The sequence below is a fragment of the Mesorhizobium sp. BHbdii genome, assembly GCF_053848045.1.
The window spans coordinates 1,963,973-1,989,771 of the sequence record NZ_JBSPKX010000001.1; the positions used below are offsets into that span (position 1 = coordinate 1,963,973).

The window sequence follows — 25,799 nt, forward strand, 5'->3', positions numbered from 1 at the left end:
AGGGCATGTCTACAACGGCATCTCTCGAAGCGTTACCGGACCCTGTCGTAATAGACACCGAGAACGGGCAAATGACCGGCAGTACCAAGGTCAAATACACAAAAGAATCGTCATACGTCATCTGGCATCGCTGGAAGCCGGGCGATTGGACCAGAAAAAAGATCCCGGTCTCTGACGCTTCCGACCCGGCCAATTTTCATGGCGAATTCGATTCGCCCGATCTCGAGCCCGGCGATATTTACGAAGCGGCGCTGTGGGACAAGGGCGTCGACCCGAATCGTCTCCCGACCAACGTCGACCGCCCGCCGCAAGCGCATGCCGCGATCGCGGTTTTCGCATTGAGAAAGCGGCCCGAGCAAAGGTCGTTCCTGCGGGATGAGAACATGCGTACCGGCGGCACGTATCGCGAGCACGATGTTTTCACGAGCGTGCCGGTGCGGGCCGTGATGGCCGTCAGCACTAGCGCGCCTCAGGCGGACACCAACGGAATCTACTCGTTCAACCAAATGGACGCCTTGACCTATGAACTGGAGAACGAGAGCTTTAACCTACAGCTATTCGAGCTGCTTCCGGGCACGCACTATTTCGAAATGGTTCGGCTGACCGACAGGTTCGGCAACTGGCAATTTCTGATGAATGAATTCACCACGCTCAAGCGTCGCATTCGCGTAAAGCCCACTGAAATCCTCGTTCACGACGACAGCGATCCCGGATCGACGGGCGAAGGCGTATTCAGATGCATACTGCAGACCGGCAAAGGTGACGACCAGTCCCAGTGGCGAAACCGCGGGGAAACTTCAGTTACGAACGGCGATTTTGGCGATAACGCCGCGCTGCCCGAGGTGCCCGCCGAGATCGAGATTGGTCCCGAACCTGTCGCCCGCGCCGATGTCGCAGCCCGCGTGCATGCCTCGGGCGAGGACGACGACCGGTCCTACTTCGACATTGGTGCCTTTGAAGCCGCCTCGGGCGCGAATGAATTGAATATTCCTCAAAACACGACCGACGAAACCGTCATCGAAGCCAGCGATGAGATTTACGCCGATCTCGGGGACAGCCTGACGTTCACGATGAAATACAAATACTGGATCGAATATTTCTGAAAGGCCACTGGCCCAGCCTTTTAGCGCTCCTTTCCGAATGCCTATCGGTAAACACGCTCCGCCGCGACATTGGTTCCCATAATGGACCATGGAGAAATGGCGCGCTGGACGAGATTTGATCCTACCGTCTGTTTCGAACGCAAACACATGTCTGCTTTCTTGGCCTCGTTCCCGAAAAGCCGCTAGTCCGTTCACGGCCCCCGGCCGGTCGGACGGCAAGGCGCCGCGAAGCAGTCGTTGAAACGATCAAGGGCCGACGTCGGAGGCGGCCCTTCACGTTTCAAATGCTCTGCTCTAGGACGTAAACTCATAAATTCCGGATCGGGCTCAGAACTGGTATTGCGCCAGGGCGCTCGGCCTCGACAACGCCATCATCGACGGCGAGACGATCGTTACCAACGAGGCCGGCCTGCCCGACTTCGCCGCGCTGCAGAAGGCGATCACCCGGCGCCAGCACGATCTCTATCTCGTCGCGTTCGATCTCTTGCACCTAAACGGGCACGACCTGCGCGACATGGCGCTCGAGGAGCGTCGCGATATCCTGCACGGGCTGATCAGGCCGGGCGAGCGCATCCAGTTCAGCGAGGCGATGCCGGGGGAATCGGATGCGCTGTTCTACCTGATCGACAAAGCGGAGATGGAAGGCATGGTCTCGAAGCGCCGCGGCAGCAAGTACCGCAGCGGCGAAACCAGGCAATGGCTGAAGACCAAGAGCTTTGTCGTCAGCGAGCTCGAGCTGCTCGGCGTGCAGCGCGAGAGCGGCAAGGCGGCGTTTGCGCTGCTGGCCGAGCCGGACACCCGCAGATATGTCGGGTCGGCCTTCATCACCTTGCCCATCGACATCCGCGAACGGTTGTGGAAGCGGTTCACTGAACATGCCGGGCCGCCGCCCCGGGGCATGAAGAAACGGCCGGCGACGCAGTGGGTCCAGCCGGGGGCTGAAGCTGCGCATCAAGCACCTCAGGGGCGAGCACAAGCTGCGCCATGCCTCCCTGCTGGGTTTAGGTAACGAAAGCTAATATTGCTTTGCGCTAATGGAACCGTTTGATCTGGCGCGACTTATCAGGCCCATGAGCACACGCGGCACGAACTTCTTTTATAAGTGGCTTAGCAACAACCTGCCCGCTATCGTGCGGGCCGATGTGATCTCGGTCAGTGAACTGGCACATAAACTATTCGCCGACGCCAAGTCTCTCGGAATTAGCAGAACCGAGATAGAGGAAGACACCGGCGGCGTTCATGAGGCGATCCTGGACGCGATCGTTCATCATGACGCGGGCGTAGTTGGCTGATCCCTGTCGCCGCCCTCTAGCCGCTCGATGGTCTCGGTGATCCCTTGCATAAAAGCTCGCGTGAGCGACGGACTAGAGGGGCCGGCCACGCAGGCCATTGCGGAGGATGGAGTTGCCGGCGCCACTGCAAATAAGCGTCTCGAAGCGGACGGGGATGGATATCCCGTCCCTTGTCACGGCCTTGTCATAACGGTGTCAAAGCCATCTTCACACATTTTAGCGCCGCCCCCGAACCGCTTGGCCGGATTCGGGGGAGCCGGACTGCGTCTGCTCCGTCGTGGTGCCGTTGCCCTGCCCAGCCCTGAACAGCGTGCGGATCGACCCCGTAAGTATGTTGTCGTCGGGGGCGGAAGTGGTCGGGCCAACAGGCGCGGCCGGCTGATTGACGCGGTCTGAACCATAGTGGTCGCTGCCGGCAAAAGCGGTGGCAAGCGCAACAGCTGCAACAACTATGTGGTCGTAGTCAGCTTTTTCATTGGAGATACTCCCTAGACGTAAACACGCCCCCGGGCCTCGTAAAGCTTGAGCCTCATATGGTCCCTCTGGCGGCTCGCGACGGAGTCAATCGCCCAAAGGACCGCAATGCTGCGCCATCGTGACGTTCGAAGTGGCGCGATTACGCGGGGAGGGACGCGGTGCGGGAATGACCGCCTAAACATTTCGCAACGTGATATTGAAAACAGCCTGGGGCTAATCGAAGACCGAGTTTTCTGGGAACTTTTCTTACCTCCAAACATTCCTGATCGTTTGGGAAGGGGGGCAATACATGAAACAAAGTTTTTTTCCTGATGATCTTGGTGAAGCAGGATCGCTCTTGGACGAGAGGGGCTGCGAGTTCCAGGTTTCGGATCCCGTCCTCACCAATGAGTTTGAAGATTTCTTCGAGAATGCCGCACTCGCACTTCACTTGGTGGGGAAAGACGGGACCATCCTGCGCGCCAATCGTGCAGAGCTGGAAATGTTGGGATATAGGGCCGAGGAATATGTTGGCCGCAACATTCGCGAATTTCATGCGGATTCGGAAGCGATTGAAGACATATTGAACCGCTTGGCCAGGCGGGAGCAAGTTCAACACTACCGCGCACGGTTGCGCGCCAAAAATGGTTCGATCCGCTGGGTAGAAATAACATCCAACGTTCGCGCAGCAGGCGACCGCTTCCTCAATACGCGCTGTATCACCATCGATGTGACCGAAAAGGTTAAGGCGCAAGAGTTGGTACTCGAACAGGAGCAGCGGCTTGCCATCACCTATGAGAACGCTGGCACAGGAATCGTGGAAGCAGACGCCGAAGGCCAGTTGTTGCGGGTAAATTCCCATCTATGCAAACTATTGGGCTACACACCGGAAGAGCTGATTGGACGATCCATTTTCGATTGCACCTTTCCCGCCGACGCTGGAGCAGATCGCGAAAAGTATCGACGGCAAGTGGCTGGCGAGATTGACAGCTACACGATGGAAAAGCGGTTTGTCTGCAAGAATGGGTCAATTGTTTGGGCTGTTGTGAATTCCTCAAGCGTTCACGACGGCAACGGGCAGTTTCGCTATGCCGTACGGGTGCAGCACGATATCAGCAAGCGCAAGCGGATTGAGGCGGCGCTTGCCGAACGGGCCGAGCAACAGGCCGCGATACATCAATTCACCGAAATGCTGCAGCATGCACGCACGCGAGAGGACATGTATGAGCCGGCGCTCGATGCAATCCAACGCGCGCTCCAATGCCAGCGTGCTTCGATACTGCTGTTAGATAACAACGGGCACATGAAGTTTGAGGCTTGGCGCGGTTTATCGGATACTTATCGCCTTGCGGTAGAAGGACACTCGCCTTGGTCAACGGAGTGCCAAAATCCGCAGCCCATCTGTGTCGGCGATACAGAGAAAGCGGATTTTCCGGAACAGTTAAAACAGGCAATCCGGGCTGAAGGTATACGCGCGGTTTGCTTCGTTCCAATTATGGAAGGTGGACGACTCCTCGGCAAGTTCATGGCCTACTTCGATCAGCCGCAGAATTATTCGGAAGAGCAGATTGAAGTGGCCCGGAACATTGCTCGTCAGCTCGGTTTCGGCATTGAGCGCATAAAGGGCGAAAATGCCGCTCAAAGGCTGGCGGCGATCGTGGAGTCTTCCCATGACGCGATCGTCAGCAAGGATTTGAATGGGATCATTTTAACATGGAACCGAGGTGCTGAGCGCCTGTTCGGCTATTCAGCCTCCGAGGTAGTAGGCAAGCCCATCACCATAATCATCCCCCAGGACCGACTACCGGAGGAACCGCTAATTCTGGGCCGCATACGCAACGGTGAGCTTGTCGATCATTTCGAAACGATCCGGCGCCGCAAGGACGGGTCCCTGGTGGATATTTCTCTCACAATATCGCCGGTGCGAGACGCAACGGGCCGTATCGTGGGCGCGTCCAAAATTGCTCGGAATATAACTGAGCAAAAAATCGCCGAAGCAGAGGTGCGCGACAGTCAACGCCACCTTCAGGATTTGCTCGCCGCCATCCCCGCTGCAATCTATACAACCGATCAGCACGGCAAGATCACATATTTCAATGAAGCCGCGGTCCACCTCGCGGGCCGCACACCGGAGATCGGCAGTGATCAATGGTGCGTCACTTGGAAGCTCTATTGGCCCGATGGAACGCCGCTTCCTCACGACGAGTGCCCAATGGCTGTTTCTCTTCGCGAAGGGCGACCGGTTCGGGGAGTTGAGGCGATCGCCGAGCGGCCGGACGGCACCCGGATTCCGTTCATTCCTTATCCGACGCCGATGCGTGATGCCGCTGGGAAAATCATTGGCGGCATTAACATGCTGGTTGACGTAAGCGAGCGCAAGCAAGCCGAAACGCAACAGCGAGTCCTGCTCAACGAACTCAACCATCGCGTTAAAAACAACATGATGATGTTGAAGTCCTTGCTTTCGGTGGCGGCGAGGGAGAGCCAAAATTCCGAAGCCCGCAAGACGCTGGAGGAGGCAAGCAAACGGGTCGCAACCATGGCTGCGGCCCAACGCGTACTCTATGACACGCCAGACGCCTCCAATTTCAGCGCACCGCTGTTCCTCGAGGCGATCTGCGAAACCGCGAAGCCCATGTTTCCAGCGAACATTCAATTAGTTTGCAGCGCCGATCCCATCCAATTGCCGAACGATATCGCGATGCCGCTTGCCCTTATAATCAATGAGCTTTTGATCAACGCGGTCAAACATGGATCAACGGCCAAGGCAAGCGCGACCATTCGGGTTGGCATTAGGCAGAATGGTCGAAAGCAGGTGTTGACGGTCGAGGATGAAGGTCCAGGTTTCGATCTGGGTGCCGTGCGTCATTCCTCGTCGGGCTTGCGGCTCGTTGAGGGTTTGGCCGGACAGATTCGTGGAACGTTGGAAGTGGCACGAGATCCGTCTCGTTGCGTGGTGATTTTTTCTCAGGCTCCGGGAGAGAACGGCATTGAAGTCAAGAACGGCAATATTTGAGACGAGCCGAACGGGAGATTCCAGCGGGACTTTCAGACCTCGGTTGGTCTTCTCCAGAGAAGATGAGATCGGTTCAGAAGCGAGATTTTCCGGCAAGCCATCTATAATGATCGTCGAAGACGACTACCTGATTGCGCTTGACGTCGAGGCAGGCCTCAGCGACGCCGGGTTCGTGCTGGCTGGGATAGCCAGCACAGCCGAGGAGGCCATCACAATTGCGCGTTCGGCTCGGCCTGCGATTGCCCTGATGGATATCCGCTTGCTTGGCAAGCGGGACGGAATAGATGCGGCGTTGGAACTATACCGGGATTACGGTATACGATGCGTCTTTGCGACCGCGCACGCTGACCGCGACGTGAAGCTTCGGGCCGAAGCGGCAAGACCACTCGGGTGGGTTCAGAAACCCTACTCGACCGCGATGCTGATCGAAGCCATTCAAAAGGGCTTTCAGGAGCTCGGCGAAGAAGGCTGATCCGCCGCACGACTTCGGTCGTGCGCGAGCAAGAAGCTCGCTCTGCGCCAAGCCGCACAAGCACCGGCCTCCCTCTTTTGCAGAACTTGACGCCGCGCCATCGCAGAGGCCATCCTCGACGCGATCGTCCATCACGACGCCGGCTTGGCCGGCGTGGTTAGCCGCTCGAAAGGTTCAATGATGGCTTTGACGAGCGCTTCGGCCTCGTGGACCGGCTCGGGACCATAGAGCAGCAGGACAGCTTCTTTCGCTCGGCAGCACACCAGCGGCAGGTCTGTTCAATAGCCATGCGAACCACTTTGAGGGCGGCCCAGGCGTTGCGGATGTTTCTCTTGGGCTTCCATGGTTCCTCGCTGAGATGGACTGTCTCAGCGTCAACCGTGAAGGCGAGGCCCTGTACCGTCAAAGTCTAACGACTGGGAAAGCGCACTGTAAACCACGTGCGGTAACAGTTGATTCAACCATTGCTGGTATTTTAGAGAGTGTGGTAGCGGCTCCGACAGTAGCGCGGGTTGGCGAATTGCCGGAGCCGCCTGCGCAGCCCCTTGGGGTAAGACCGCGCCGTCCTATTCTGGTACAGCGCGGTCAACGATTGGTTAAAATTTTCCGAAACTGATTAAGAGCATGGTAATTGAATCGCGGTTTTGCGAGTCAATCTTCGCGGCGACCATAGCCACATACGCCATGCGACGCTGCTGGGTTTCGGGGATGAGGACTAGAGAGGCCGGCCGGCACGCATCATGGCGCGAGCGATCGCTAGCTGTGCCTCGACCTTGGCGTTTTCCTTTTGCGTCATGTTGTCGGCGGCGATCAGCCGGCGCAGCGAGCGCATGATTTCTCCGCGGGTCCACCCTGCCTCCAGCATGCAATCGACAATGGCCTGAAACCCCGGCTCCATCGCCTCTTGGCAGTCGATCTCCCGGTCCGCGTAATCGTGATGACGCCTTGGCTTTTGGACAATCATAGATAGCGCTCCCCTTCACCGCGGTGTTCGAAGCAGAACCAATGCGGCGGCTGCTTAGGCTTGGCGAAGCCCCAGCCGGCATGCTTGCCGCACCCAAGATGTTCGTAGAAATGATGCTGGACGCCTGGCGCGGTCATCTGATCTGGCCTCGGCAGGCGAATTTCATCACTCAAGGCATGCGGTCCGGGGGTAGTGGGTCAGTTTGAAATCGTCCCGTCAACACTATCTAGATAAGCACGGATCGCTTTGGCAGTGGCCTCTGCGCGCGGGCGAGAAGTTGCTCTCAGACCTAGTCCCATATGATCGCATTCGATCTTCATGAGAAATTCGACAGCGTCGTCTACGATCCAGTCTCGGCGAAGCCGCCCTGCCGCCTCAAGTAGATACGGGTGATATTCATCTGCGAAGGGCTTATGGTCCCAAACCTCGCCTTTCGCGAGCAAGCCTATCGGGTCCCACTCGGAAAAGCCGATATCTCGCAAGCAGGAAAGCTTCAAAGGGCCATGCATTTTCGCGTATCAGCGCGGCTGGCAGGTCGTGGACGGCAGCGCGATCCTGAGCACCTTCCAGAACAAGGAGGAAGCTTTTCAATATGGACCAATGACATTCCCATGGTGTCAGCAAGTTCCTGCTGAGTCAGCGGCATTTCCAAAGGCCGCTTCCAGACCTCGCCTCCGAAGTCAGTTACGGCGAGCCTTGAGCGCACGTGCGAGGAGCCGGGTGTCATTTAGCTGGGTCACGCACGTCTCGAACTCTTTGGTCGGGCCGTGCCAGCGCAGCTCTTCGACGTTATCGAACAGCTGAGCGTCCATGCGCAGCGTCGCCAGATTTTTGAACAAAAGCGCGAGCTCTCTACGCTTGCCGAGGGCTTCAGGCGGAAAGCTTTCAAGAGGGCCGTATCGGCCAAGCAGCCGGGCGGCTGACACCAGGCCTATGCCTTCGAGACCGGGGTAGCCATCGGCGGCATCACCCACGAGCGCGAGGAAATCTGGAATCAGGGCCGGTTCAACTCCGAACTTCTCGCGCACGCCGGCGGCATCGCGAATTTTCTGCGTCCTGCGGTCTACCTGGACCACATGATCACCGTGCACACACTGCGCGAGATCCTTGTCCGGCGTCCAGATGCACACCTTCTGCACGCGATCATCGTCAGCCGCGCTGTGAGCCGCGGATGCCAGCGCGTCGTCGGCTTCCAGCTCGATCATCGGCCAGACCGCCACTCCCATCGCCGCCAGGGCTCTCTCGAGGGGGTGAAACTGCGCGAGCAATGTCGGCTCGATGCCATCCCCGGTCTTGTAGGCAGGCCAGAGCTGATTTCTGAACGATTCGACTACATGATCGGTAGCCACCCCAATGTGTGTGGCGCCATTCTCGATCATCTCCAACACGGTGTTCAGCACGCCGACAACGGCGCCAAACGGCTTGTCTTGGCCGTTGTTGAACCGGCGTTGGCCATAGAAGTGGCGAAACAGTTCGTATGTGCCGTCTACTAAATGAACGATCATCGCAATCCTCGAGGAAACAGCATCCGGCCCGGTCTGCAAAGCTAGACCGACAGTTGGCCTTCTCCAAACCTTGATGTAGGTGCGCTCGGCCGTCCCATAGCGCGGCCAGTCTAAAGCGGGGCCCAATATGTGCGGCGTTGTGGGGCTTCGGAAAACGCGGGCAAAACGCTTCCAAAATGCCATGGCTATTCATCATCTTCAACATACTCATGGTGCTCTGGCTCTTCTCCTACTGGTCGAAGATCGGCGGCATGCTCGATCAAACTGAGAAGGCAGGCGGCGCCATCGGGGCAGCAATAGGCACCGGCATGCTTGTCTTCTTCTGGGTAGCTGGCGATATCATCCTTGGTCTGTTTACATTGATGACCAGGGGTAAGAAGATCCTGATCACGGAGGATGTGCGATGAGCCGGCTTGGTTTGGCCATTGCGCTCGCGGCCATTGCCTCGCCAGCGGTCGCATCCGACTGTTCCGTCACGAAGAGCCAATACAATGCCCTGCGAAACTGCGCACAGATCGGGCATATGTAAAAATCGTCGCTTCCATTCTTGGGTGGGTCGCCGCGGCGCCTGCCGGTAATCGGCGGGCCGAGATCGAATAGCTTCGTCATTCCCCATAAACATTCAATTCAGCTAAAATGTTCCGGAACTGAACCGGCTCTCGTGCCTTGAGTCGCATCTGTGGCGTGGGGTTCCAGTATATCCCCGTTTCGCGCATATGCAGCCGGCAACTCGAGCGAGAGCGTAAGCAAGCCTTTCGTCCCGCCGACGCGCCGAACCTCGGAGGTGTTATGCTAGTACTGGTTTTCGGCCTCGTGATCTTCTTCGGAATCCATTCTGTTCGGATCGCCGCCGGCAGCTTTCGTGATGAGCAAATCGCCACAAACGAGCGGCGCTGGAAGGGACTTTATTCGCTCCTATCGATCATCGGCTTCGTGCTGATCGTCTGGGGCTGGAGTCTTTATCGACCCAATGCGCCTGAGATCTACCAGCAGCCCTATTGGGGCCGCCATGTCGCGTCGGTGTTGGTGCTCGGCGCATTCGTCTTTCTGGCAGCCGCTTACTTGCCCACGGGTTCAATCAAGCATCGGCTGAAGCACCCGATGCTGGTGGGCATCATCCTTTGGGCCATCGGCCACCTCCTGGCCAATGGCGACCTTGCCTCGCTCCTAGTCTTCGGAGCATTTCTGGTTTACGCGATTGTCGATCTCATTGCCGTCATTCCACGCGGCGATCCGGCACCCGCGGTCGTGCGACCGCGTAGCGACCTGATTGCTGTGGGCATCGGCTTGGTGGCTTTCGCATTGTTCGGGCTCTGGCTGCACGGCTGGCTGTTCGGAGTCTCGCCCTTCGCTTGAACGTCCGCAGCGACGGCCGCGGCCAAGAACGCTGCGGGAAGGCCGAACAGAAGCTTACGCGACATCATTGTCCCAACCTCACAGGCCGGTATCGATATGGAACAGCGTGTTTTTTGCGCCCGGTATGTCTGAACCTGTGGAAGCAAGAACCGTGCCACGCTTGCCCCGCGCACGATTCCCCGCCGGACTAATCTTAGCCGATGCCGCCTAAGCCGGGGCACGTAGGCGTCCTGTAATGGGTCAATACGTCTTGGCACCGCGATTGCATGGTCAGCTACGCCGGGTGTGGGACCGGGATTGGGGCGATGGGGGCCTCGCCGCTTCGCGAATGGAGCGGCGAGGTTTTTCATTCAGCCATCAGCCTCTAAGGCGGCTCGACAGCCGATCCTGAGAAAGGCCCCGAGCGGGAGCGGCTGTCTTCCCCGAGTTCTCCCGCTACCGGTGGACCAGCCACAGAATAATCGAGAGCACGATGCTGATCAGGATCCCGGTGGCGATCGGAACATAGAACGTGAAGTTCTCACGCTCGATCACGATGTCACCAGGCAGTCGGCCAAGGCCGATCCGTGACAACCACGGCCACAATAGGCCCACCGCAACTATGATGAGACCAACGACAATCAGGGTTCGCGACATGGGGCTGCGTCATGCCAGAAACAATTAGCGCGGGGACAGAGCACTAGCAGAATCCCGTTATGTTCACTGAAACAAAAAGCCGGATCGGGCCGTTTGCAATCTGACGTCCCACACTCTGGCGACTCCAGTAGACCCTCCCGCTGGCTTCGGCCGGCGGGCTTTTTGTTCCGCCTCGGCTCCTCGATGAGGGACATTTCTGCCGCCGCGCTGTGGCCAGCGCGGCGGCAGAGTGAAGATCTTCGAAAAGAGCACGGGCGAGCCGCCCTTCAGTGGTGATGGGCGGAAACCTTCTTGACGTATTCGGACACCAGTTCCCTCGGTGCCGACTGACTGACGTCGCCGACACTAAGGATGCCGACCATCCGCATGTTCTTGTTGATCACAGGCAACCTGCGGATTTTCAGTTCCTCCATGTGCCGTACGGCCTTGGCCAGATCGTCGTCTTCGCGGCAGCAGTGAATGCCGGCCGTCATGACATCGCGCGCCGTTGCGGTGCGGCTGTCGAAACCATCCTCCGCCAGTCCTTTGCAGACAATATCGCGGTCGGTCACCATTCCGATCAGTCGGTCGTTCTCTCCGATGGGAATCGACCCGATATCCTGGGCTCGCATCATTTTCGCCAGTTCGGTTACAGCGATTTCGGGGCCGACCCAGTCGACACCCTTATGCATTGCGTCTTTGACTTTCATGGCGGACCTCCCTTGCTGGGGTTGGAGAATGTCCCTCTGTCCCATGTTACCGCGGACGGGGCTTGGCTGCCAGAGTTCGTTCCTCCTGCCGACAGAACAGCGAGTACGAACGAATGTTCCGCTTGGCATTTCAGCAAGAGCTAACGGAACGGAAACGGCTCTCCGCTATTGAATCAAATTCGAGTTTTGCGTGGGGCGTTCCGATGAGTAAGCGCGCCGGGGACCGGCTGGAGTTTATCGAGCCGTTACTGCCGACCCTGGTCGAGAAGCCGCCCGAGGGAGGCGACTGCGCGACATGGTGCTGGAGGACAGGCGGGAAATCCTTGCCGGCCTCATAGGGCCCGACAGCCGCATCCAGTTCAGCGAGACGATGCCAGGCGAGGCTACTGCGATCTATCATCTGATCGACGCGGCCGGCTTGGAAGGGATGGTATCGAAGCGTCGAGACAGCAAATATCGCAGCGGCCCGACTACCAATTGGCTGAAAACCAAGTCCTTCACCGAAAGCGAGTTCGAGCTTCTTGGCGTCGAACGCGAGCGGGGTACGCCGGCCTTCGCTCTGATGGCCGAGCCGGGGACCGGCAAATATGTTGGCAGTGTTTTCGTCAGCGTCAATCGCGAGATGCGGGAGCGGCTGTGGAAGCGCGTCCAGGAACATGCCGGGCCACCGCCAAAGGACATGCCAAAGCGCCGTGCCTGTCTTCGAGTTCAAGAACTATCAGGTTCGGATTTATGGAGTAATCCGAGAATATCGGGGAAAGAGGGCGTTTATCGGAACGGCCTGCGATCCTAAGAAGAAACAGCAAAAAGCTGATCAAGCTAGGATCAAGCGAGCGGCCGAACAGGCTGGGAAGGTGAAGTAGATGGCTAGGGATAAGCGAGAGTTGACGCTCAATGAGATCCAGGCCGAGGAACGTGCGCTGACTGATTTCCAGTTTGCGATCATAGATGCGATGAACGAACGTGGCGTATTCCGCACGCATATCCAGCGCTTTGAGCGCGCGACCAACCAACTTAAGAGTAGGATTCGCCTCAGGAGAGAGCAACTGACTCATATGGGCGAGCCGCAACCGTGAACGCAAGGATGGCGATTTCTGGGAGTTGTTCATCGCGAAGGTGGAGGCCCACGGTCCCAGCCATCGGTTTACTGCCGATCAGGTCAGCATTTTCAGGTCGAGAGCAACCATGCGTGCATCCTTGTGGGACTCCAACGCTGCGAATGAAAACCATGCTGAGCGGCGATTGTTTGTAGATGTGGCTTAAATGAAAGAGGCTATAGCTAGAGAAGCCAATCATTTAGACGATTATGATGAGGTAGTTGCTAAGTCATCTCTAAATGACGTTCAGTTATTTGGTCTTGAATTCAAGATCAAGCCTGAATTCTGTTCGGAATCTAGCAAGAGAAAGCTTGGGTACGAAATCGACCACAATGCGATACATTACGATCCTGAGGTAGGCTTAGCCGCATCGTTTATTTCGATCTCGGTCACGGGCGTGGTCGGCCGAAAGAAAGTTCTGTCCTGCAAGGCGTCATACTCAGTAATTTATGACAACATTTATTAGTGCGAAGAGAGCGCTGTTGAGGCGTTCTTACTCCGGGTAGCCCAGTTTGCGTGTTACCCCTATTTCAGAAGCCTGTTTGCCTCGTTGGACTGGGCGGCAGGACTTAAGCTACCTCCACTGCCAGTTCATAAGGAAGCGCCGAGAGAGCGAAAGGGAAAACCCGCCCAGTTGAAATAGTCTGGTTATGGCGGAACAGCCGCTAAAGGCGCAAGGGCGCGTTTAACTACTGGGTCGAGGCGCCGATAACGAAGCGTTTCGCATCCATTTCGGCGTCACCTACACCAAGACCGCTATTGGAGAATGGATCAACATCTTGGGGCGGGTTGTCAGTGATCCCCGCGAATTTCCTAAAGAGATGCCGATTTCTTACTCCAGCTTGCCGGCGCGGGCGGCCTAAGATTAGTTGAGCGACCTGGTCCGCTGCCTCACCGCGGCGGGCTCGTTAGCTTGATGGCCTGTTGCTGCTTGCGCAAGGCAAGCTCAAGGCACAGCGCGAGAATCAGGATGCGAAACGATGACGGCGGGAGCGGACGAGGCTCGGTCATGTGCAGTATAACAAATGTTAAGCCGAAATGTTCCTCGCCCGGCCCGCTGCCTTACGGTGGCGGGCTTTTTTGCTGGGGCGGTCAGTTCGGCGCGATTAACGCTCGCTGCGATTTCCAAAACTGAGTGTCGATCGCGTCTTTAGTAGCCGCCACCGCCAGTACCGCCGGCACTGCCACTACTGCTCCCGCTCGATGTAGACGCGGTTGGCGGTGCGGGTGGAGCCTCGCCGCGTGGTGCTGTCATGCAGGCAGTCAAAAGTAATACCGAAAAGAGGATGAAAAGGCGCATATCGATAGCCTCCTTTGGTAGGGTGTTCTCTATCGACAACGTCTCAGGTCCATCATTATTCCGCGAAGTCTGATCGGAATGCCCGCTGCCTCATGGTGGCGGGCTTCATCGTTTGGGGAACAGGCTAAGAACGTGCTGCTACGCTTTTTGCAACGCAACGCTACGGTATCGGACGGGACGACGCGGCACAAACGGCGCTGGCGAGTCTTCAAACCCTTGCTAGAGAAGGCTTTGCAGGGACGCTGCGATATGGCTCAGTATGGCTGGCACCGAATTTCAAGACCGGTGCCTTAAACCGCTCGGCCATCCCTCCATCGTGATTTTTCAACCACTTGGATGCTCGTCCTGATCTCAACTCATACCTGTTGGCACTGCTGCGCCACCTGGAGATCGTTCGCGCTTCATTGCTCTAGTGCGCCTAGCGAAGTCCTGTCAACCGGCCGTTGCCGTTCCTGCCAACGGCAGGGCATGGGCGCTTGACGGCGGGGCTGAAAGCAAGCCGAACAGCGCAGCGCCGAAGGTCGAAAGCGGTAATTTTTCACAGCGATCACCGCGACGGTTTGTGCCACAATCTCGCCCGGTTCCGACCACAATCGGTTAATACGGTGATAAACAATTCCTGTGCACAAGGGATTGCGAATCAAGGTGGCGCTAGCGTTTGTCGAGTGGGTTTGGCCCCGCCGACGATCAAGTTGCGGTGCCTTTGTTGAGAGGGGACAACCAAAAAATGCAAAGCACGGCGCGCCCGCGTCTTCGTCGCGCTTCCGCGTTCGCCTTGTTTGCCCTGTCGGCTGCCTTGCTGGCGGCTTGCGCCGCGCCGCCACAGCCGAAGGCGATGGTCAACAAGAAACCCCGCTCGAAGGAATATTTTTCCGAATCCGAATACGGCGTGAAGGCCAGCCCGCGCGTCACCTTCAAGATGTCGGGCCTGCAGCGTGGCGGCGGACGCGACCAGCTCGGCAAGCCCTATCAGGTGCGCGGCAAGTGGTATTACCCGAAAGAAGACAAGCGCTATGCCAAGATGGGTCTCGCCTCCTGGTATGGCGAAGCCTTCCACGGCAGGCTGACCGCCAACGGCGAAGTCTACGACATGACACACCTGACCGGCGCGCATCCAACAATGCCGCTGCCGAGCTATGCGCGCGTCACCAATCTGAAGACCGGCAGCTCGGTCATCGTGCGCGTCAACGATCGCGGCCCTTACCATGACGGGCGCATCATCGATGTTTCGAAGCGCGCCGCCGAAATGCTCGACTATGCCAATATTGGCACGGCCAAGGTGAAGGTCGAATATGTCGGTCGGGCGCCGCTTGACGGTAATGACGATCAGTACCTGATGGCCTCCTACAATCCAGGCAACAGGGTGCCTGATCCGTCGGACGGCCTGCCGACCGGTGTCATGATCGCCATGAATGGGCCATCGCCGAGCAGGGCGGTGGGCGCGGCCGCCGCTCCATTTCCCGGTCAGTTGACGAGTTCCGCATCGTCACAGCCTGTCATTGCGGCGCAGGCGCCAGCCTTCGGCAATGTGACGCTGCCCGATTTCGGGCCGATCGTGCCGGAACGCCCGCAGATCAATCTGCCGGCGCAGTCGCCGTTCAGCGTAGCGTCGCTGTCCTACGCGGACGAACGCGTGCAGCGCGCCTCCAATGTCTTTGCCGCGCTGGATGGCGCCGGCATGTCGCCTGCCGAAATCCTTCGATCGTGGAAGCGGCAAGCTCCTCCGGCCGCTTCGCCCACGGACTATATCGCGGCGGGCTCGTACGAGGATGCCGCCGAGGCGCAGCGTGTGGCAGCCCGGCTTTCCAGCTTCGGCAAGACCGAAATCCAGCGCTCCGAATTCGAGGGCAAGGACTGGTCCTCGGTCAACCTCTATCCGGACGGCCATGGCAGCCTGGACGAGATGCTGCAGGCGGCATGGTCGCATGGCGCACCGGACGCGCTCGTGGTTCGGAACTGACCGGCAAAACCTGAAGTTTTGCCCTGTTGTCCATCGTGCGGTTGATCGGCCGGGACAAAGCCTGATAGCCTAGAGCTTGCCCAGAAATACCGGCTGACAGGTCGAACTTCTCATGAAATCTCGCTTCGCCGCGCCTCTCGCCGGGCTTTTGGGTTTTGGCCTCCTGCTGCTTTCGCTGGCTCCGGCCGCGGCGCAGCTTTTCGAGACCAAGGCCGCGCAGGCCTTCATGATCGATGCCGAAACCGGAACGGTGCTGTTTTCCAAGGATGCCGACAGGCCGATTCAGCCGGCGTCGCTGGCCAAGCTGATGACGATGGAGGTGGTGTTCAACGCCATCAAATCGGGGCGCGTGACGCTCGACGACACATTCGTGGTGAGTGAAAACGCATGGCGCACGGGCGGGGCGCCATCCGGGACGTCGACAATGTTTGCCAAACTGAAGTCAACGATCCGGCTTGAAGACCTGATCCAGGGCGTGACGGTTCAGGCCGCCAATGACGGCTGCATCATCATCGCCGAAGGTTTTGCGGGATCGGAGGCGAATTTCGCGACTGAGATGACCGAGCGCGCAAAGCAGATTGGCCTCGAGAAATCGACATTCGTCAATTCAACCGGTCTGCCGGCCGACGGTCAGCAAACGACGGTTCGAGAGCTTGCGCTTCTGGCCCTGCATATCTGGCGCTCGTACCCGGACCTCTATCGCTATTACGGCCAGAAGGATTTCACCTGGAACAAGATCACCCAAAGGAACCGCAACCCGCTGCTGGCGATGGATATCGGCGCCGACGGCCTGGCGATCGGCAGGAGCGAGGCATCAGGCTTCGGCGTCGTCGGCTCGGTCAGCCACAGTGGCAGGCGGGTCATTGCGGCGATGAGCGGCCTGGCAAGCGACCGCGAGCGCGCCGAGGAAGCGCGAAAGCTGCTCGACTGGGGCCTTCGTTCCTTCCAGAAGACCGAGATTTTCGCCAAGGACGAGGTGGTCGGCGAGGCCCAGGTTTTCGGCGGTGCGAAATCCGGCGTGGCGCTCAAGGCAAAAGCGCCCGTGGTCATCTTCCTGCCCATCGCCAACCGCGACAAGCTGACCGCCAAGATCGTCTATGACGGGCCGGTTGCAGCCCCGGTGGAGGAGGGGCAACCAGTGGGTGCGCTGCGGGTCTGGATCGGTGATACGCTGAGCCAGGAGACGCCGCTTTTCGCGGCCGAATCGATCGGCGTCGGCTCGCTGCCGCAACGCGCGCTCGATGCTGCCAAGGAACTGGCCGTCGGCTGGCTGCGTTAATGCGTGTCGCCCAAAAGTGCTCAGCGGTTTGAGGCGACGACACGCATAAAAAGGGCCTAAAGCGCGTCGCATCTCTTCAGACGCGACGCGGTTTGGCACCGTGGCGTGGACCTTTTCTCAAGTCAGGACTATTACGGTCCCGCAGCATGGATATAGGCTTTGGTGCACGGATTTTTCATCACCTTCGAAGGTGGAGAAGGGGCAGGCAAGTCGACGCAGATCGAGCGGCTGGCCAGTAAGATGCGCGCCAAGAAATACGATGTCCTTGTCACGCGTGAACCGGGCGGCTCGCCGGGCGCGGAGGCGGTCAGGCATGTCCTGCTTTCCGGCGCTGCCGAGCCATTCGGCCCCAGGATGGAGGCGCTGCTTTTCGCCGCCGCGCGTTCCGACCATGTCGAGCAGGTCATCCGGCCGGCCGTCGAACGCGGCTCGATCGTGCTTTGTGATCGCTTCATGGACTCCTCGCGCGTCTACCAGGGCGTCACCGGCGGCCTCGATCCGGCGTTCATGGGCGCGCTGGAAAAGGTCGCCATCAACGGCATGGTGCCCGACATGACGCTGATCTTCGATATCGACCCGGCCGAAGGGCTGCGGCGCGCCACGGCACGGCGGGGCACCGATACCGACGCCGATCGCTTCGAAAAGGAAACGCTTGATATCCATCAGCGCCGCCGCGAAGCCTTTCTGGCGATCGCCGCGGCAGAGCCCGAGCGCTGCATCGTCGTCGACGCGTCCGCCGACCCCGACACAGTGGAGAATGTGGTGACCGCCGCCGTGTTCGCGGCCCTGGAGACGATGACACCGGCGCACAGGAAGCAGGCGCCGGGATGATTTTCGAACGGATCGCACCAGAACAGCACGACACATTGGACGGCGTTCCGGAGCCGTCCGAGACCCCGCGCCTGGTTGGACATGGCCAGGCAGCGACCATGCTGGCGTCAGCCTATCGCTCCGGGAAGCTGCCGCATGCGCTGATCTTTGTCGGACCGGTCGGCATCGGCAAGGCGACGCTCGCCTTTCACCTTGCACATCATCTGTTGAAGCATCCGGCGTTCGAACAGGCGCCGGAAGTCCTTGCCGTTCCTGATCCGGCGTCATCGCTGTTTCGCCAGATCGCCACCGGCGCACATCCTTCGGTGCTGCATCTGACCCGCCCGCCGAACGATAAAACGAAGAGCTTCAAGACGGTCGTCACCGTCGATGAGATCCGCAAGGTCAGCCGCTTCCTGTCGCTGACCTCGCATGACGGTAGCTACCGGGTGGTGATCGTCGATCCGGCCGACGACATGAATACCAATGCGGCCAACGCTTTGTTGAAGAATCTTGAAGAACCACCGGCACGCACACTGTTCATCCTTATCGTCCATGCGCCGGGCAGGCTGCTGCCGACGATCCGCTCGCGCTGTCAGATGGTGCGGCTGATGCCGCTCGACGCCGAGAGCCTGATGACGGTTCTGGAGAGCGTCGACCCACCGCCGCCGGACGATCCCGCGGCGCGCGCCGCACTGGCCAAGCGGGCAGGGGGCAGCGCGCGCACCGCAATCCTGTTGACGCAGTATGGCGGGCTGGAAATCGCCGAGACGCTCGACGCCCTGGCGACAGCAAGAAAGAGCGATGTTGCCGGTGCCTATCGCCTCGCGGAAGCGGTCGCCGGTCGCGACCAGGCGATCCAGTTCGATATCTTCAATCGCCGTGCGCTCGACCTGCTCTCGACCGGCGCAAGCCAGGCCGCGCTGGCGGGCGATCTGGCGCGGGCGAAATCGCTGTCGGATACTTGGCACGAGGCTTTGAACGCTATATCTGAAACCGACACCTACAATCTCGACAAAAAGCAGCACGCCTTGACCATGATCGACCGCTTGAATTCTGCAATGCGAATGTGACGGCCCATCGGGATGGCAATCGCCGTTTCGATGCGATATCTCACCGGCATCTTTCATTCAGACATTCATGACGGCTCATCCATGGCACGCGATAAATACTACCTCACGACGCCGATTTTTTATCCGAACGGCAAGCCGCATATCGGTCATGCCTACAATGTCATCGCCAGCGACACGCTTGCCCGCTTCCAGCGGCTCGACGGCAAGGACGTCTTCTTCGTCTCGGGGACCGACGAGCACGGCTTGAAGATGCAGCAAACGGCGGACGCTGAAAGCCTGACGCCGAAAGCGCTTGCCGATCGCAATTCGGCGATCTTCCGCTCGATGCTCGAAGCGACCGGCTGCTCTAACGACGTTTTCATCCGCACCACCGAGGAGCGCCACTACAAGGCCTGCCAGGCGATCTGGACGCGCATGGCGGAGAATGGCGACATCTACCTCGACCGCTATAGCGGCTGGTATTCGGTGCGGCAGGAAGCCTATTTTGACGAGGCCGAAACCAAGGTTGGCGACGACGGCATACGCCGCGAACCGCTCGGCTCGCCCGTCGAATGGACAGAGGAAGAGAGCTATTTCTTCCGCCTTTCCGCCTATCAGGACAGGCTGCTCGCGCTCTATGAGAGCAGCCCCGAATTCATCGGTCCGGCGGAGCGGCGCAACGAAATCGTCAGCTTCGTCAAATCCGGGCTGAAGGATCTGTCGATCTCGCGCACCACGTTCAAATGGGGCGTGCCGGTGCCGGGCGACGACAAGCATGTGATGTATGTCTGGGTCGACGCACTGACCAACTACATCACGGCTGCCGGTTATCCGGATACGGCCAATGACAGATGGTCCTTCTGGCCGGCGAACGTCCACGTCATCGGCAAGGACATCGTCCGCTTCCACGCCGTCTACTGGCCGGCCTTCCTGCTGTCGGCAGGAATCGAACTGCCGAAGCGCGTGTTCGCGCATGGCTTTTTGTTCAACCGCGGCGAGAAAATGTCGAAGTCGGTCGGCAATGTCGTCGATCCGTTCGCGATGATCGAGCATTACGGCCTCGATCAGGTGCGCTATTTCTTCATGCGCGAAGTGCCGTTCGGCCAGGACGGCAGCTACAGCCACGAGGCGATCGTCAACCGAACCAATGCCGACCTCGCCAACGATCTCGGCAATCTGGCGCAGCGCTCGCTGTCAATGATCGCCAAGAACTGCGGCGGCATGGTGCCGAAGCGCGGTGAACCGAACGATGCCGACAAGGCGATCCTCGACCAGGCAAGTGCTGCCCTTGTCACCGCGCGCAGGACGATGGCCGAACAGGGCATCCATCTGGCGCTGGCGGCGATCTTTGGCGTGGTGGCCGAAGCCAACCGCTATTTCGCGGGGCAGGAGCCGTGGGCGCTGAAGAAGACCGATCCCGCGCGCATGGAAACGGTGCTGTGGACGACAGCCGAGGTGATCCGGCGTATCGCGATCCTTTGCCAGCCCGTCGTCCCGACCTCGGCGGCAAAGCTGCTCGACCTGCTGGCGGTGCCGGCGGACAGCCGCGATTTCGCGCATGTCGCCGAGGGTCACGCGCTGGTTTCAGGTACGGCTCTGCCGGCGCCGGAACCGGTGTTTCCACGCTATGTCGAGCAGACGGATGCAAGCGTCTGATGTTGGTCGACAGTCACTGCCATCTCGACTTTCCGGATTTCGCAGAGGAGCGGGCAACCATCGTCGCCCGCGCTTTAGCCGCCGGAATCGGTCGTATGGTAACGATCTCGACGCGTGTGAAGCGTTTCCAACAAGTACTTGAGATCGCTGAATCTTTCGACGAAGTCTATTGCTCGGTCGGCACGCATCCGCACAACGCCGCCGAAGAGCTTGATGTGACTGTCGAGGATCTTGTCCGGCTATCCGCTCATCGCAAAGTGGTGGCGATCGGCGAGGCCGGGCTTGATTATTTCTACGATCATGCGCCGCGCGTTGCCCAGGCGCAGGGTTTTCGAACCCATATCGCCGCCGCGCGCGAGACGGGCATGCCGCTGGTCATCCATTCGCGCGACGCCGACAGCGACATGGCTGATATCCTCGAGGATGAAACAGGGAAGGGCGCCTTCCCCTTCATCCTGCACTGTTTTTCGTCCGGACGCAGGCTGGCCGAAGTCGGCGTGGCGCTCGGCGGCTATGTTTCCTTTTCCGGCATCCTGACCTTCAAGAATTCGGCCGAGCTGCGCGCCATCGCCGCCGATGTGCCACACGACCGCCTGCTGGTCGAAACCGACGCGCCATACCTCGCGCCGATACCGTTTCGCGGCAAGCGCAACGAGCCTGCCTATGTCGCGCATACAGCCAAGGTGCTGGCCGAAACGATCGGCGTTAGCGAGGCCGAGATCGCTGCCGTCACCACGGACAATTTCTTTCGGCTGTTCAGGAAGATGCCGCGTCCAAGCGCGCTGAGCACCTGACGCATGAGCGACCGGCTGCGCCTCACCATTCTCGGCTGCGGCTCATCGCCGGGCACGCCCCGCATTACTGGCGATTGGGGCAATTGCGATCCGGCCAATTCGAGGAACCGGCGCATGCGCACCGCAGCGCTCGTCGAGCGGATCGCGGCAAACGGCGACAAGACCACCGTCGTCATCGACACCGGGCCGGATTTCCGTGAGCAGATGCTGCTGGTATCGGTCAGGCACATCGATGCAGTCGTCTATACGCATCCGCATGCCGACCATATCCACGGCATCGACGATTTGCGCGGCTTCGTGCTCGAGCAGCGTCATCTGATCGATATCCACGCCGACGAGCCCACCATGCTGCGGTTACGGGAAGCGTTCGGCTATTGTTTCGAAACACCGCTAGGCAGTTCCTACCCACCCATCGTCGAGCCCCATATCATCGACCACGCCAGGCCGGTGGTGATCGAAGGCGAGGGGGGTGCCCTCACCCTCGAGCCGCTGCCGCAAATCCATGGCGATATCATATCGCTTGGTTTTCGTATCGGCGGGCTCGCCTATTGCCCCGATATCAGCGATTTCCCCGACGCTACGGCCGAACGGCTGCGCGGTCTGGACATGCTGGTCATCGACGCGCTGCAATACAGGACGCATCCGAGCCATCTTTCGCTCGGCCAAGCACTCGACTGGATCGAAAAACTTGCGCCGAAAAAGGCCGTGCTGACGCATATGCATGTGCCGCTCGACTACGCCACGGTGATGGCGGAGACGCCGGCCGATGTCGAGCCAGCCTATGATGGTATGATGATCGAAATCAACTTTGAATCAGCATGATAGGTTCGGTTCTTCATGGCTGGCAGCATCGATCGTGTGACCAAGGCAGCAGCCGATGCCGGCCTCGACATCGAAATCAGACGCATGGGCGCCTCGACACGCACCGCCGGGGAAGCCGCCGCGCAATGCGGCTGCACCGTTGCACAGATCGTCAAATCGTTGGTTTTCCAAGGACAAGCTAGCGGAAAGCTGTTTCTCTTCCTGGTTTCCGGCTCCAATCAGCTGGATCTAGCCAAGGCTGCCGCACTGATCGGCGAGCCGCTGAAGCGCGCCGACCCGCGGCAGATCCGCGACGAAACCGGCTTTGCCATTGGCGGCGTAGCGCCGATCGGCCATCTGATCGCGATCCCGGCGTTCGCCGACAAAACGCTGCTCGGTTTCGACCGCGTATGGGCAGCGGCCGGCGCGCACGACGCAGTGTTCGCCGCCGAGCCACAAGCAATGGTCAAAGCAGCGCAAGCCCTCGTAGCGACGCTGGCAGCCTGAATCGAACGTGCCGGACCCTATTCGGCGGCGATGGCGGTGGGGGCGATTGGCAGCATGATGTCGGGCGCAGCCGGCGCGAACAGCATCTTTACGACGCTTCGGAAGGCGAGGATCTGGCGTCCGAGGACACGGGGATCGCCGAGCCCCCGCGACATGATGATGCCGCCATCGATCACACAGGAGAACATGATGGCCACGTCGTCGAGATCCATGCCTTTGCGGGCAGGATAAACGGCCGCGATCTCGTTCAGCGCATCGCGAAAACGCCCGTTCCAGGAACGTACGGCGTCGGCGGCGATGTCGCGAACGTTGCGGTCGAAGAGGCGCTCCTGATAGGTGAACGTCGCGATCAGGCAGCCGGGGTGGCCGTTCGGCAGGTCGCCCATCAGCTCGGCAAGCAGCTTGAGCGTGATCAGGAACGACTGCAACGGATCATCGGACAATTGCCGGCCGCGGTGAAACACCTCATCGAAGATGCGGTCATTCTCCTCGACGTAGCGCAGCATCAAGGCGCGGGCGAGTTCGTTCTTGTCCTTGAAATGATAGAAGAAGCCGCTCTTGGTGATGCCGGCTTCGGCGATCACCTCCTCGATGGAAGTCGCGCCGAACCCCTTGGCGAGCACCGAGGCCTCGGCGATCTCCAGAATGCGTTCGCGCGTTTCCGCACCCTTGCGCATGACCGAATGCCCTCAAATCAACTGTACCGGCGGTATGGTTTTCACACTCGCCAACATCGGCACCGATAGCGATACGACCGGCCCAGCGCAGCTATCCGCTGTAATTGCTGCGGTTTCCGCTTCGGTGGAGTACCGGACCACAAGCCTTCTACCGCACCGGCGGCACGTGCTGCTAAAACTTGGCTATTCCGAACCGGCCGCACCAGGGCGGCACGGTGTTATCTTACCACTGGAGACACACATGGCCAAGTACCGCCAGAATCTGCCGCAACTCGCCAACAGAACATTCCTGAGCGATGGCGGCATGGAAACGACTCTCATCTTTCACGAAGGCCTCGACCTTCCGCACTTTGCTTCCTTCACGCTGATGGCAACGCCTGAAGGCCGGCAGAAGCTCAAGGAATATTACGTCCGTTATCTGACCATTGCGCGCAGAAGTGGGACCGGCTTCATCCTCGACACGCCGACGTGGCGAGCCAATCCCGATTGGGGAACCTTGCTCGGCTACGGGCCGGAAGCGCTACGCGCCGTCAACGAGGCCTCGATCGAGCTTCTTCTCGACCTGCGCAAGGAGTTCGAGACCGCCGAAACGCCATGCGTCATCAGCGGTGCGATCGGACCGCACGGCGACGGCTACAAAGCCGGCAAGATGGATGCCGACGAGGCGGAAGCCTATCACGCCGTGCAAATTGAGAGTTTCGCGCGGACCGAAGCCGATATGGTGGCGGCCTACACGCTCACCAATTTCGAAGAGGCAATCGGCGTGGCGCGGGCGGCCAAAGCGCATGCCATGCCCTGCATGATCTCGTTCACTGTGGAGACGGACGGGAAGCTGGTGACCGGCATGGCGCTCGGCGAGGCGATCGACAGGGTCGACGACGCGACGGATGGTGCGCCGGCCTACTATATGATCAACTGCGCCCATCCGACGCATTTCATGCAGGCGCTGAAAAAGGGCGAGCGCTGGGTCGATCGCGTCTATGGCGTAAAGGCGAACGCTTCGGCCAAAAGCCATGCCGAACTGGACGAATCGGAAACGCTCGACGCGGGCGACCCGGACGATCTCGGGCGGCGCTACAGCAGGCTGACAGCTTCGTTTCCGACCATGCGGATCCTGGGCGGCTGTTGCGGCACCGACCACCGGCACATCGCGGCGATCTGCGAGGCCTGCGTGCCGCAAGCTGCGTAGGAGCCTGTATGCGCCCCAGGAGACGCAACGCTAACAACCGCAGTTCCGCTTAGGGAACAAGGAACTGCGGTTGGGCCGAAGGCACGCAATCAAAATCGCAACTCAGTTCCATAATCTATCTTATGCGACTTCCGGATGGTGGAAAACCGAACGAAAGCTCTCTGAATTTTGCATCGATTGGCTTAGCTAGGATTTCGCCCCTACCGCAAACGACCCCATCCTACCACTCAACACGGAAATTGAGCTAACCATCATTAAGACCATCAAGAAATGACCGCATCTCCTCCTTTTCTCAGCTTTCCCGAACGCCTCGCCGATGGTCGCATGCCCCGTGCGGTGATCTTCGGAGCCGGCCACGGCAGCACCTATCCCGGCAAGGACAGCAGCGGCTATGCCTTGGCCGCCAACGCCATCCGCGCTGCGAGCCAGGGCGATGCCGAGCTCGTCGAGCACTGGGATTTCGATCTCGGCGGCCCATTGTTTGACGGCAAGCCGATCTGCTGCATCGACGCCGGCGATATCCCGACCACCATGCATGACAATGCCGGCAACCGGGCCCGGATCGAGGCGAAGACGCGCGAGGTCCTGGCATTGCCGGCCGTGCCGATCCTGCTCGGCGGCGACGATTCCGTGCCCATTCCCTTCATCGCCGGCTTTGCGGATCACGGGCCGGTCTGGATCCTGCAGATCGACGCCCATATCGACTGGCGCGACGAGTTGAATGGCGAACGCTACGGCTATTCGAACCCGATGCGCCGGGCGAGCGAGTTGCCGCATGTCGCTGGCATCGTGCAGGTCGGCCTGCGTGGCGTCGGCAGCGCGCGCCTCACCGAAATCGAAGCGGCGCGGCGCTATGGCAGCCGCTTCGTGACCGCCCGCGAGGTTCACGCCCAGGGCGTCGAAGCCGCTCTCCGGCATATTCCGGAAGGAGCGCGGATCGTCGTCACCCTCGACTGCGACGGCCTCGATCCCGGCATCATGCCGGGCGTGGCGGCGCGTACGCCCGGCGGCCTCACCTACACGCAGGTGATCGACCTGATCGCGGGCCTCGGCAGGCGGGCCAGGATCGCAGGATTCGACCTTGTCGAGCTCTATCCTCCGGCCGACATTGACGGCCTGTCGGCCCTGACCGCCGCGCGCCTTCTCGTCAATGTGATCGGCACCATCGTCCGGCAGATTTGAACCCGG

At 59.6% G+C, this 25,799-nt stretch carries 27 protein-coding genes; 19 read left to right on the top strand and 8 right to left on the bottom strand.

Translation table 11 applies throughout. The annotated features are described in order from the left end of the window. Positions 1 to 71 precede the first annotated feature (71 nt). Positions 72 to 1,103: a hypothetical protein gene (locus ACWTU8_RS09490; RefSeq protein WP_455847909.1), complete on the top strand. Its 1,032-nt coding sequence runs from the start codon at positions 72 to 74 to the stop codon at positions 1,101 to 1,103. Positions 1,104 to 1,410: 307 nt separating this feature from the next. Here the strand turns inward: ACWTU8_RS09490 and ACWTU8_RS09495 are convergent, their stop codons facing one another. Then, entirely contained in the window at positions 1,411 to 1,593 is a 183-nt protein-coding gene (locus tag ACWTU8_RS09495) for a hypothetical protein (protein ID WP_455840528.1), read from the bottom strand. Here ACWTU8_RS09495 and ACWTU8_RS09500 point away from each other — a divergent pair. Both ACWTU8_RS09500 and ACWTU8_RS09505 read left to right on the top strand, forming a co-directional pair. Next, positions 1,513 to 2,112, top strand: coding sequence for an ATP-dependent DNA ligase (locus tag ACWTU8_RS09500; protein WP_455848424.1), 600 nt, complete (start codon positions 1,513 to 1,515; stop codon positions 2,110 to 2,112). The two genes, ACWTU8_RS09495 and ACWTU8_RS09500, sit on opposite strands and share 81 nt — an antisense overlap. A 61-nt stretch (positions 2,113 to 2,173) precedes the next feature. After that, on the top strand, positions 2,174 to 2,395 hold the full coding sequence (locus ACWTU8_RS09505) for a DUF768 domain-containing protein (protein ID WP_029353267.1): 222 nt from the start codon (positions 2,174 to 2,176) through the stop codon (positions 2,393 to 2,395). Positions 2,396 to 2,611: 216 nt separating this feature from the next. On the opposite strand, the gene ACWTU8_RS09510 is transcribed toward ACWTU8_RS09505, so the two are convergent. Then, complete coding sequence (locus tag ACWTU8_RS09510; RefSeq protein ID WP_455848425.1) at positions 2,612 to 2,878, bottom strand: DUF680 domain-containing protein; 267 nt, start codon at positions 2,876 to 2,878, stop codon at positions 2,612 to 2,614. A 283-nt stretch (positions 2,879 to 3,161) separates the two neighbouring features. Here ACWTU8_RS09510 and ACWTU8_RS09515 point away from each other — a divergent pair, with 283 nt between their 5' ends. Next, positions 3,162 to 5,867: a PAS domain S-box protein gene (locus ACWTU8_RS09515; protein WP_455847910.1), complete on the top strand. Its 2,706-nt coding sequence runs from the start codon at positions 3,162 to 3,164 to the stop codon at positions 5,865 to 5,867. 106 nt (positions 5,868 to 5,973) lie between these two features. Then, positions 5,974 to 6,339, top strand: coding sequence for a response regulator (locus ACWTU8_RS09520; protein WP_455847911.1), 366 nt, complete (start codon positions 5,974 to 5,976; stop codon positions 6,337 to 6,339). A 715-nt stretch (positions 6,340 to 7,054) separates the two neighbouring features. Here the strand turns inward: ACWTU8_RS09520 and ACWTU8_RS09525 are convergent. The 3 genes from ACWTU8_RS09525 to ACWTU8_RS09535 all read right to left on the bottom strand — a co-directional run bounded on the left by ACWTU8_RS09525 (position 7,055) and on the right by ACWTU8_RS09535 (position 8,991). Then, positions 7,055 to 7,303, bottom strand: coding sequence for a hypothetical protein (locus ACWTU8_RS09525; RefSeq protein WP_455847912.1), 249 nt, complete (start codon positions 7,301 to 7,303; stop codon positions 7,055 to 7,057). Continuing rightward, positions 7,300 to 7,440, bottom strand: a complete 141-nt coding sequence (locus ACWTU8_RS09530; protein ID WP_455847913.1) for a hypothetical protein — start codon at positions 7,438 to 7,440, stop codon at positions 7,300 to 7,302. Before ACWTU8_RS09530 ends, ACWTU8_RS09525 begins: the two co-directional genes overlap by 4 nt. 543 nt (positions 7,441 to 7,983) lie before the next feature. After that, the gene (locus ACWTU8_RS09535) at positions 7,984 to 8,991 is read right to left on the bottom strand and encodes a 5'-3' exonuclease (protein WP_455847914.1); all 1,008 of its coding nucleotides are present in this window, start codon (positions 8,989 to 8,991) and stop codon (positions 7,984 to 7,986) included. Between ACWTU8_RS09535 and ACWTU8_RS09540 the strand changes: the two genes are divergently transcribed. Next, positions 8,985 to 9,215: a hypothetical protein gene (locus ACWTU8_RS09540; RefSeq protein ID WP_455847915.1), complete on the top strand. Its 231-nt coding sequence runs from the start codon at positions 8,985 to 8,987 to the stop codon at positions 9,213 to 9,215. The genes ACWTU8_RS09535 and ACWTU8_RS09540 overlap by 7 nt on opposite strands. Positions 9,216 to 9,492: 277 nt before the next feature. Continuing rightward, positions 9,493 to 10,164, top strand: coding sequence for an NnrU family protein (locus ACWTU8_RS09545; protein ID WP_455847916.1), 672 nt, complete (start codon positions 9,493 to 9,495; stop codon positions 10,162 to 10,164). Between the two features lie 435 nt (positions 10,165 to 10,599). On the opposite strand, the gene ACWTU8_RS09550 is transcribed toward ACWTU8_RS09545, so the two are convergent. Together ACWTU8_RS09550 and ACWTU8_RS09555 are read right to left on the bottom strand one after the other, a co-directional pair. After that, positions 10,600 to 10,800 (bottom strand): DUF2905 domain-containing protein, encoded by a 201-nt coding sequence (locus ACWTU8_RS09550; protein ID WP_455847917.1) that lies wholly within the window; start codon positions 10,798 to 10,800, stop codon positions 10,600 to 10,602. A 266-nt stretch (positions 10,801 to 11,066) separates the two neighbouring features. Then, positions 11,067 to 11,489, bottom strand: a complete 423-nt coding sequence (locus ACWTU8_RS09555) for a CBS domain-containing protein (protein WP_455847918.1) — start codon at positions 11,487 to 11,489, stop codon at positions 11,067 to 11,069. A gap of 370 nt (positions 11,490 to 11,859) precedes the next feature. Between ACWTU8_RS09555 and ACWTU8_RS09560 the strand changes: the two genes are divergently transcribed. From ACWTU8_RS09560 to ACWTU8_RS09605, 10 genes are all read left to right on the top strand, one after another. Next, positions 11,860 to 12,282 (top strand): hypothetical protein, encoded by a 423-nt coding sequence (locus ACWTU8_RS09560; RefSeq protein WP_455847919.1) that lies wholly within the window; start codon positions 11,860 to 11,862, stop codon positions 12,280 to 12,282. A 91-nt stretch (positions 12,283 to 12,373) separates the two neighbouring features. Beyond that, positions 12,374 to 12,565 carry a hypothetical protein gene (locus tag ACWTU8_RS09565; RefSeq protein ID WP_455847920.1) on the top strand — a complete coding sequence of 64 codons (192 nt, stop codon included), beginning with the start codon at positions 12,374 to 12,376 and terminating at the stop codon, positions 12,563 to 12,565. A 2,048-nt stretch (positions 12,566 to 14,613) separates the two neighbouring features. Continuing rightward, the gene (locus ACWTU8_RS09570) at positions 14,614 to 15,846 is read left to right on the top strand and encodes a septal ring lytic transglycosylase RlpA family protein (RefSeq protein WP_455847921.1); all 1,233 of its coding nucleotides are present in this window, start codon (positions 14,614 to 14,616) and stop codon (positions 15,844 to 15,846) included. 112 nt (positions 15,847 to 15,958) lie between these two features. Then, the gene (locus tag ACWTU8_RS09575; protein WP_455847922.1) at positions 15,959 to 17,125 is read left to right on the top strand and encodes a D-alanyl-D-alanine carboxypeptidase family protein; all 1,167 of its coding nucleotides are present in this window, start codon (positions 15,959 to 15,961) and stop codon (positions 17,123 to 17,125) included. A gap of 159 nt (positions 17,126 to 17,284) precedes the next feature. Next, the gene (tmk, locus tag ACWTU8_RS09580; RefSeq protein WP_287340388.1) at positions 17,285 to 17,956 is read left to right on the top strand and encodes a dTMP kinase; all 672 of its coding nucleotides are present in this window, start codon (positions 17,285 to 17,287) and stop codon (positions 17,954 to 17,956) included. Next, entirely contained in the window at positions 17,953 to 19,008 is a 1,056-nt protein-coding gene (locus tag ACWTU8_RS09585) for a DNA polymerase III subunit delta' (RefSeq protein ID WP_455847923.1), read from the top strand. Before tmk ends, ACWTU8_RS09585 begins: the two co-directional genes overlap by 4 nt. 81 nt (positions 19,009 to 19,089) lie before the next feature. Beyond that, complete coding sequence (metG, locus tag ACWTU8_RS09590; protein WP_455848426.1) at positions 19,090 to 20,643, top strand: methionine--tRNA ligase; 1,554 nt, start codon at positions 19,090 to 19,092, stop codon at positions 20,641 to 20,643. Then, on the top strand, positions 20,643 to 21,437 hold the full coding sequence (locus tag ACWTU8_RS09595) for a TatD family hydrolase (protein WP_455847924.1): 795 nt from the start codon (positions 20,643 to 20,645) through the stop codon (positions 21,435 to 21,437). The genes metG and ACWTU8_RS09595 overlap by 1 nt, the downstream gene beginning before the upstream one ends. A gap of 3 nt (positions 21,438 to 21,440) precedes the next feature. Further along, positions 21,441 to 22,259, top strand: coding sequence for an MBL fold metallo-hydrolase (locus tag ACWTU8_RS09600; RefSeq protein WP_455847925.1), 819 nt, complete (start codon positions 21,441 to 21,443; stop codon positions 22,257 to 22,259). A 15-nt stretch (positions 22,260 to 22,274) separates the two neighbouring features. Further along, positions 22,275 to 22,745 (top strand): YbaK/EbsC family protein, encoded by a 471-nt coding sequence (locus tag ACWTU8_RS09605; RefSeq protein WP_455847926.1) that lies wholly within the window; start codon positions 22,275 to 22,277, stop codon positions 22,743 to 22,745. 17 nt (positions 22,746 to 22,762) lie between these two features. On the opposite strand, the gene ACWTU8_RS09610 is transcribed toward ACWTU8_RS09605, so the two are convergent. After that, positions 22,763 to 23,422, bottom strand: a complete 660-nt coding sequence (locus ACWTU8_RS09610) for a TetR/AcrR family transcriptional regulator (RefSeq protein ID WP_455847927.1) — start codon at positions 23,420 to 23,422, stop codon at positions 22,763 to 22,765. A 241-nt stretch (positions 23,423 to 23,663) separates the two neighbouring features. On the opposite strand from ACWTU8_RS09610, the gene ACWTU8_RS09615 reads away from it, so the two are divergent. Further along, positions 23,664 to 24,611, top strand: a complete 948-nt coding sequence (locus tag ACWTU8_RS09615) for a homocysteine S-methyltransferase family protein (RefSeq protein ID WP_455847928.1) — start codon at positions 23,664 to 23,666, stop codon at positions 24,609 to 24,611. Between the two features lie 270 nt (positions 24,612 to 24,881). Further along, the gene (locus tag ACWTU8_RS09620; RefSeq protein ID WP_455847929.1) at positions 24,882 to 25,793 is read left to right on the top strand and encodes an agmatinase; all 912 of its coding nucleotides are present in this window, start codon (positions 24,882 to 24,884) and stop codon (positions 25,791 to 25,793) included. The last annotated feature ends 6 nt before the right edge of the window (positions 25,794 to 25,799 follow it).

Excerpts from the sequence above, each read along its gene's own strand:
- ACWTU8_RS09490 (WP_455847909.1), top strand. The coding sequence starts at position 72 with ATGACCGGCAGTACCAAGGTCAAATACACAAAAGAATCGTCATACGTC.
- ACWTU8_RS09505 (WP_029353267.1), top strand. The coding sequence starts at position 2,174 with ATGAGCACACGCGGCACGAACTTCTTTTATAAGTGGCTTAGCAACAAC.
- ACWTU8_RS09515 (WP_455847910.1), top strand. The coding sequence starts at position 3,162 with ATGAAACAAAGTTTTTTTCCTGATGATCTTGGTGAAGCAGGATCGCTC.
- ACWTU8_RS09520 (WP_455847911.1), top strand. The coding sequence starts at position 5,974 with ATGATCGTCGAAGACGACTACCTGATTGCGCTTGACGTCGAGGCAGGC.
- ACWTU8_RS09525 (WP_455847912.1), bottom strand. The coding sequence starts at position 7,303 with ATGATTGTCCAAAAGCCAAGGCGTCATCACGATTACGCGGACCGGGAG.
- ACWTU8_RS09530 (WP_455847913.1), bottom strand. The coding sequence starts at position 7,440 with ATGACCGCGCCAGGCGTCCAGCATCATTTCTACGAACATCTTGGGTGC.
- ACWTU8_RS09540 (WP_455847915.1), top strand. The coding sequence starts at position 8,985 with ATGCCATGGCTATTCATCATCTTCAACATACTCATGGTGCTCTGGCTC.
- ACWTU8_RS09535 (WP_455847914.1), bottom strand. The coding sequence starts at position 8,991 with ATGGCATTTTGGAAGCGTTTTGCCCGCGTTTTCCGAAGCCCCACAACG.
- ACWTU8_RS09550 (WP_455847917.1), bottom strand. The coding sequence starts at position 10,800 with ATGTCGCGAACCCTGATTGTCGTTGGTCTCATCATAGTTGCGGTGGGC.
- ACWTU8_RS09555 (WP_455847918.1), bottom strand. The coding sequence starts at position 11,489 with ATGAAAGTCAAAGACGCAATGCATAAGGGTGTCGACTGGGTCGGCCCC.
- ACWTU8_RS09560 (WP_455847919.1), top strand. The coding sequence starts at position 11,860 with ATGCCAGGCGAGGCTACTGCGATCTATCATCTGATCGACGCGGCCGGC.
- ACWTU8_RS09570 (WP_455847921.1), top strand. The coding sequence starts at position 14,614 with ATGCAAAGCACGGCGCGCCCGCGTCTTCGTCGCGCTTCCGCGTTCGCC.
- ACWTU8_RS09575 (WP_455847922.1), top strand. The coding sequence starts at position 15,959 with ATGAAATCTCGCTTCGCCGCGCCTCTCGCCGGGCTTTTGGGTTTTGGC.
- ACWTU8_RS09585 (WP_455847923.1), top strand. The coding sequence starts at position 17,953 with ATGATTTTCGAACGGATCGCACCAGAACAGCACGACACATTGGACGGC.
- metG (WP_455848426.1), top strand. The coding sequence starts at position 19,090 with ATGGCACGCGATAAATACTACCTCACGACGCCGATTTTTTATCCGAAC.
- ACWTU8_RS09595 (WP_455847924.1), top strand. The coding sequence starts at position 20,643 with ATGTTGGTCGACAGTCACTGCCATCTCGACTTTCCGGATTTCGCAGAG.
- ACWTU8_RS09600 (WP_455847925.1), top strand. The coding sequence starts at position 21,441 with ATGAGCGACCGGCTGCGCCTCACCATTCTCGGCTGCGGCTCATCGCCG.
- ACWTU8_RS09605 (WP_455847926.1), top strand. The coding sequence starts at position 22,275 with ATGGCTGGCAGCATCGATCGTGTGACCAAGGCAGCAGCCGATGCCGGC.
- ACWTU8_RS09610 (WP_455847927.1), bottom strand. The coding sequence starts at position 23,422 with ATGCGCAAGGGTGCGGAAACGCGCGAACGCATTCTGGAGATCGCCGAG.
- ACWTU8_RS09615 (WP_455847928.1), top strand. The coding sequence starts at position 23,664 with ATGGCCAAGTACCGCCAGAATCTGCCGCAACTCGCCAACAGAACATTC.
- ACWTU8_RS09620 (WP_455847929.1), top strand. The coding sequence starts at position 24,882 with ATGACCGCATCTCCTCCTTTTCTCAGCTTTCCCGAACGCCTCGCCGAT.